The 5,557-nt window shown below is 63.7% G+C and carries 6 protein-coding genes; 4 read left to right on the top strand and 2 right to left on the bottom strand.

Translation table 11 applies throughout. The features are described from left to right. Both WC739_RS24255 and WC739_RS24250 read right to left on the bottom strand, forming a co-directional pair. Positions 1 to 361, bottom strand: a 361-nt coding sequence (locus WC739_RS24255; RefSeq protein ID WP_372955532.1) for an AMP-binding protein, incomplete at its 3' end; no start/stop codon positions are given. Continuing rightward, complete coding sequence (locus tag WC739_RS24250) at positions 358 to 1,413, bottom strand: alpha/beta fold hydrolase (RefSeq protein ID WP_372955531.1); 1,056 nt, start codon at positions 1,411 to 1,413, stop codon at positions 358 to 360. The genes WC739_RS24250 and WC739_RS24255, both read right to left, overlap by 4 nt. A gap of 304 nt (positions 1,414 to 1,717) precedes the next feature. Here WC739_RS24250 and WC739_RS24245 point away from each other — a divergent pair, with 304 nt between their 5' ends. The 4 genes from WC739_RS24245 to WC739_RS24230 all read left to right on the top strand — a co-directional run. Continuing rightward, entirely contained in the window at positions 1,718 to 3,046 is a 1,329-nt protein-coding gene (locus tag WC739_RS24245; protein ID WP_372955530.1) for an NAD(P)H-dependent oxidoreductase, read from the top strand. Positions 3,047 to 3,048: 2 nt separating this feature from the next. Then, positions 3,049 to 4,077, top strand: a complete 1,029-nt coding sequence (locus WC739_RS24240; protein ID WP_372955529.1) for a thiamine pyrophosphate-dependent dehydrogenase E1 component subunit alpha — start codon at positions 3,049 to 3,051, stop codon at positions 4,075 to 4,077. Then, a complete protein-coding gene (locus WC739_RS24235) occupies positions 4,077 to 5,075 on the top strand; it encodes an alpha-ketoacid dehydrogenase subunit beta (RefSeq protein WP_372955528.1) in 999 nt (332 codons plus the stop codon). Before WC739_RS24240 ends, WC739_RS24235 begins: the two co-directional genes overlap by 1 nt. Positions 5,076 to 5,078: 3 nt before the next feature. Further along, positions 5,079 to 5,557, top strand: a 479-nt coding sequence (locus tag WC739_RS24230) for a biotin/lipoyl-containing protein (RefSeq protein WP_372955527.1), incomplete at its 3' end; no start/stop codon positions are given.

Genomic DNA, 5,557 nt, shown 5'->3' with positions numbered 1-5,557 from the left:
GATCGAACAGCGCGTTTGGATAGATCTCGTCGCCCGGCATGGCGCGGCTTTCGAAGATCATTTTCAGGCCGAAGTCTCGTGCCTGCCGCGCACGCTGGCTTCCAGGCGTGCGGAAGTCGATCACGACCGGGGTGGCGCTGAGTTTCCAGCAGGCAAGCATGGAGAGCACCACATCGATGTTGTCGATCATGGCCAGACCGACGCGATCGCCGCGTCCTATACCCGATGCGCTGAAATTGGCGGCAAGATGTCCGATCTCGGTCAGGGCCTGTCGATAGGTGATCCGCGACCGGTCGCTGACCATGGCTAGGCGATCGCCATGGGCGGCGAAAGCCTCCAGGATCTGCTTTCCAAAACTCATTGCCGATACGGCACTTCGCTGGCTGCCGCGCCTCGCGCGGAAAGGAAAGCGATGATCTCCCCGTCGATCAACTCCATGTTGGCCACACGGAACTTGTCGTGCGTGCCCGGGATGACCACCGTCTTCACGGTAGCCTTGTCGGATGCCCAGCCCTTGTATTGTTCGACCGTCGTGGCGCCCCATTCGGAGCTGGCGAGAATGAGGATGTCGCAGGGATAGGACGAGGGCACGAATCCAGCGGTCGCCTGCAACAGCGCGCTCTTGAACGCCTTCTTGCGCAGGTGCCGGCCCAGTTGCGTCTGTCCCAATCCCACGCCACCCAGGATGTCGCGCAGAAGGCGCCAGTAGATGACCTTGCGGGCAATCTGGCGGCGCCTGGTCTCGGTCATGCGGTTGTCGCGCATCGGCTTTAACCAGGGCGAGCCGGGCGACGGCGGATCGATCAGAATGATCGCCGGCCGCCGGCCGGTCGCCTCGTAGCTCAGCCGGCCGACTTCGATCGCCAGCAGCCCGCCCACGCAGATGCCGCCAAGCACTTCGGGATGCTGGCCGGTGACCGAGGTCAGGGCTTCAAAGTAGGTTGAGCCGATTTCGGCGATGCCGGAATAGGGCTTCTCGCCGGGTTCCGTGCCCATGCCGCGCACAGCCATGATGGCATATCTCTCCTTCAGCAGACGGCTGAAGCGATTGGCGAACAGCGCCGAACCGGTGATGCCATGGATCATCGCGATCGGCTCATGGCCTGTGCTGCCCGACACCGGGACGATCAGTTGCCGGGCCGGATGGGCCGGGACCAGCGATGCGATCAGGCGGCCGAACTCGCGCGGCGTCTGTGCCTCGAGCAGGACGGAGGTCTGCAACTTGACGCCGAACCGCTTCTGCACGGCCAGCACCAAGGTCTCGGCCATCAGCGAGTCGCCGCCGAGATCGAAGAAATTGTCGTCGAGGCCGACTGACGGAATCTGCAGTTCCGCGGCGAAGAGACCGGCAATCGCACGGGCCGGTCCATTGTCCGGCAGCGGAACAGGTCGCACCCTTTGTTGAACGTTCATCGGAAAGCCCCAAGCCGACGCACAAATGTGCTTTTTAAGCACTGACGGCGTAGTGGACAAGCCCTGGTTGTGGACGGATCAAGAGCGTCGCCAAGGCGCCCCCGATCGCGATGGGGCCTACGCACGCGCGGGCGCCGGTGAGCTTTGCGGCATGCGGCTTCGCGCCCTCTTTCTTGCGCCATCCACTCTGATAGGAAGCACCGTAAAAGTACCCAATTCTGGACATTAGTCTTGACAGAAATACAGATGTTCAATACGCCGTCAAGCAAATGCACAAGCCTGCAGCATGGGAGGAACAAGCGGTATGGCGTCCAATGTTTCATTGACGGGCCTTGCCCGTGATCTCGAGGAACGTGGCAAGTCCGGCAAGCCCATCCGCATCGGCCTGATCGGCTCCGGCGAGATGGGGACCGATATAGTCACCCGCGTCGCCCATATGTCCGGCATCGAGATCGGCGCCATCTCCGAACTCAATCTGCCCGCCGCCAGCAAGGCGGTCGATATCGCCTTCCAGGAAACCGGGCATGCCCGTGAAGTGTCGAACGCATCGGCGATGACGGCGGCGATGGAAGCCGGCAAGATCGCTGTCACCAACGATGCCAACCTCGTCATCAACAATGATCTCATCGACGTCATCATCGACGCCACCGGCGTTCCCGCCGTCGGCGCCGAGATCGGCTTGCGCGCCATGGAGCACGGCAAGCATCTGGTGATGATGAATGTCGAGGCGGACGTCACCATCGGCGCTTATCTGAAGAGCGAGGCCGACCGGCTGGGCGTCACCTATTCGCTGGGCGCCGGCGACGAACCGTCCTCCTGCATGGAACTGATCGAGTTCGTCTCGGCGATGGGCCATCCGATCGTGGCCGCCGGCAAGGGCAAGAACAATCCGCTCAACATCGATGCCATTCCCGACGACTACGCCGAGGAAGCCACGCGCCGGCACATGAATGTGCGCATGCTGGTCGAATTCGTCGATGGCTCCAAGACCATGGTCGAGATGGCGGCGATCGCCAATGCGACCGGGCTGGTTCCCGACAAGGCCGGAATGCATGGCCCGGCGGCGACGCTCGGCGAATTGTCCAAGGTGCTGGTGCCGCAGAAGGACGGCGGCGTGCTGTCGAGGGTCGGCGTCGTCGACTACACGATCGGCAAGGGCGTGGCGCCCGGCGTCTTCGTCGTCGCCGACATGTCGCATCCGCGCATTTCCGAGCGCATGGAAGATCTGAAGATGGGCAAGGGTCCCTACTTCACCTTCCATCGGCCCTACCACCTGACCTCGCTCGAAGTGCCGCTGACCTGCGCCCGCGTCGTGCTTTACGGCAAGGCGGACATGGTGCCGCTGGCCAAGCCCGTGGCCGAAGTCTGCGCCGTGGCCAAGAAGGATATGAAGCCCGGCGACAAGCTCGATGCGATCGGGGAATATTGCTACCGTGCCTGGATCATGACGGCCCCGGAAGCGCATGCCGCCACGGCCATCCCGTGCGGGTTGCTGCAGGGCGGATCGGTCACCGCGCCGATCAGGAAGGGCGAGCTCATCACCTACGCGAACGCGGCTCCGGCAGCCGGATCCAAGATCGCCGAACTGCGCGCGCGCCAGGACAAACTCGTCTACGGAACCGTGGGGGCGTAATCATGGCTGGAGCAAGCAAGGCCATCGCGGACAGTCGCGCCAATCTGCCCTTCGTCTACCGCCAGTACAGCGCCGAGCAGCTCAAGCAGGTGCTTTACAAGATGTATCTCATCCGCCGCTTCGAAGAAGGTGCGGAAGAGTGCTACACGCGCGGTCTCATTCACGGCACGATGCACCTGTCGATCGGCCAGGAAGCCAGCGCCATGGGCATCTGCATGCCATTGGCTGAGGACGACCAGATCACCTCGACGCATCGAGGCCACGGCCATTGCATCGCCAAGGGCGCCGAGGTCAAGCGCATGTTCGCCGAGTTCTTCGGCAAGACCACGGGCTACTGCAAGGGGCGCGGCGGCTCGATGCACATCGCCGATGTCGCCAAGGGCAATCTCGGCGCCAACGGCATCGTCGCCGGCGGCATCCCGATCGCGGTGGGCGCCGGCCTCTCGTCCAAGATGATGAAGACCGGCAAGGTCGTGGTGTCCTTCTTCGGCGACGGCGCCAACAATGAAGGCGCCTTCCACGAGGCGCTGAACATGGCGGCGATCTGGAAGCTGCCGGTGATCTTCGTCTGCGAGAACAATGGCTACGGCATGTCGACATCGACGGCCCGCTCGACCGCCGTCAAGAACATCGCCGAGCGCGCCGCCGCCTACTCCATGCCCGGCGTCATCGTCAACGGCAACATCTTCTCCGAGGTCGCCGAAGCATCGCACCAGGCCGTGGCGCGGGCGCGGGCAGGCGAAGGGCCGACGCTGATCGAGTCCAAGACCTATCGCCACCGGGGCCATTCCAAGAGCGACCGCAATCGGTACCGCACCAAGGAAGAGATCGAGGACTGGATGTCGAACCGCGATCCGATCACGCTGTTTGAAAGCGAGCTGCGGGAATTCGGCTTCATCGACGACAAGGGCATCGAAGGCATCCGCGATGCCGTGGCGCGGGAGATCGCCGACGGCATCGAATTCGCCAAGACGAGCCCGTCGCCCGATATCGAAAGCATCCAGGACTATGTTTACACGGAGCAGGCGTGATGGACGCGATGGTGCGTGAACTGAGCTACGCCCAGGCGATCCAGGAAGCCATGGCGACCGCCATGGAAATGGACGAGCGCGTTTTCCTGATGGGCGAGGATATCGGCGTCTATGGCGGTGCGTTCCAGGTGACCGGCGATCTGGTCGAGCGCTTCGGCACTGAGCGGGTCATCGACACGCCGATTTCGGAACTGGGCGGCGCGGGCGTCGCCGTCGGCGCGGCCGTTACCGGCATGCGGCCGATCTTCGAATTCCAGTTCTCCGATTTCGCGACGCTGGCCATGGAGCAGATCGTCAACCAGGCGGCGAAGATGCGGTTCATGCTCGGCGGCGAGGTTTCCGTTCCGGTGGTGATGCGTTTTCCTGCCGGCTCCGGCACGGGTGCTGCCGCGCAGCACAGCCAGAGCCTGGAAGCTTGGCTCGGCCATGTGCCCGGGCTCAAGGTCATCCAGCCGGCGACGCCATACGATGCCAAGGGCATGCTGCTGGCGGCGGTCGCCGATCCCGATCCGGTGATGATCTTCGAGCACAAGCTGCTCTACAAGATGAAGGGCCCGGTGCCCGAAGGTTATTATACGGTGCCGATCGGCAAGGCCGATATCCGCCGCGAGGGCCGTGATCTGACCATCGTCGCCACCTCGATCATGGTGCACAAGGCGCTGGAGGCGGCTGCGGCGCTGGAAGCCGAGGGCATCGACATCGAAGTCATCGATCTCAGGACCATCCGGCCGATGGACAAGCAGACCGTCATCGACAGCGTCAAGAAGACATCGCGGCTTCTCTGCGTCTACGAGGCGGTCAAGACGCTGGGCATCGGCGCCGAGGTCAGCGCCATGATCGCCGAAAGCGATGCGTTCGATTACCTCGACGCCCCGATCGTGCGGCTAGGCGGCGCCGAGACGCCGATCCCCTACAATCCGGAACTGGAAAAGGCCACGGTGCCGCAGGTTCCCGGCATCATCACCGCTGCGCGCGACCTCGTGAAGGGGGTCCGCTAGCCCATGCCGATCGAAGTCATTCTTCCCAAGGTCGACATGGACATGGCGACCGGACAGATCTCGCGCTGGTTCGCCGAGGAAGGCGCGCACGTCAAGAAGGGCGATGTGCTGTTCGAGATCGAGACCGACAAGGCGGCAATGGAAATCGACGCGCCGGCCAGTGGCATCCTGCGCGACGTCACCGGCAAGGAAGGCGTCGATATTGCGGTCGGCGCGCCGGTTGCCTGGATCTATGCCGACGATGAGGCTTATGGGGCTGATACTGCCGAGCCGAAGCAGGGCAAGGCGCCCATCTCCCCACCCGTGAGGGAGATGTCGGCGAAGCCGACAGAGGGGGGCGCTGCCCCGCCGACGTCCGAGCCTGTCGCGCTCCCCTCTGGCCTGCCGGCCATCTCCCCCAAAAGGGGGGAGATCAGCCAATCGTCCTCGGGCGCACGCGCCACACCCCTAGCACGACGTTTGGCCCGCGAAGCGGGTCTTGC

The organism is Mesorhizobium sp. (genome assembly GCF_041661565.1).
Taxonomy (GTDB): Bacteria; Pseudomonadota; Alphaproteobacteria; order Rhizobiales; family Rhizobiaceae; genus Mesorhizobium.
Note: the sequence above shows the minus strand (reverse complement) of the source record. Positions and strands in the feature narration are given on the sequence as shown.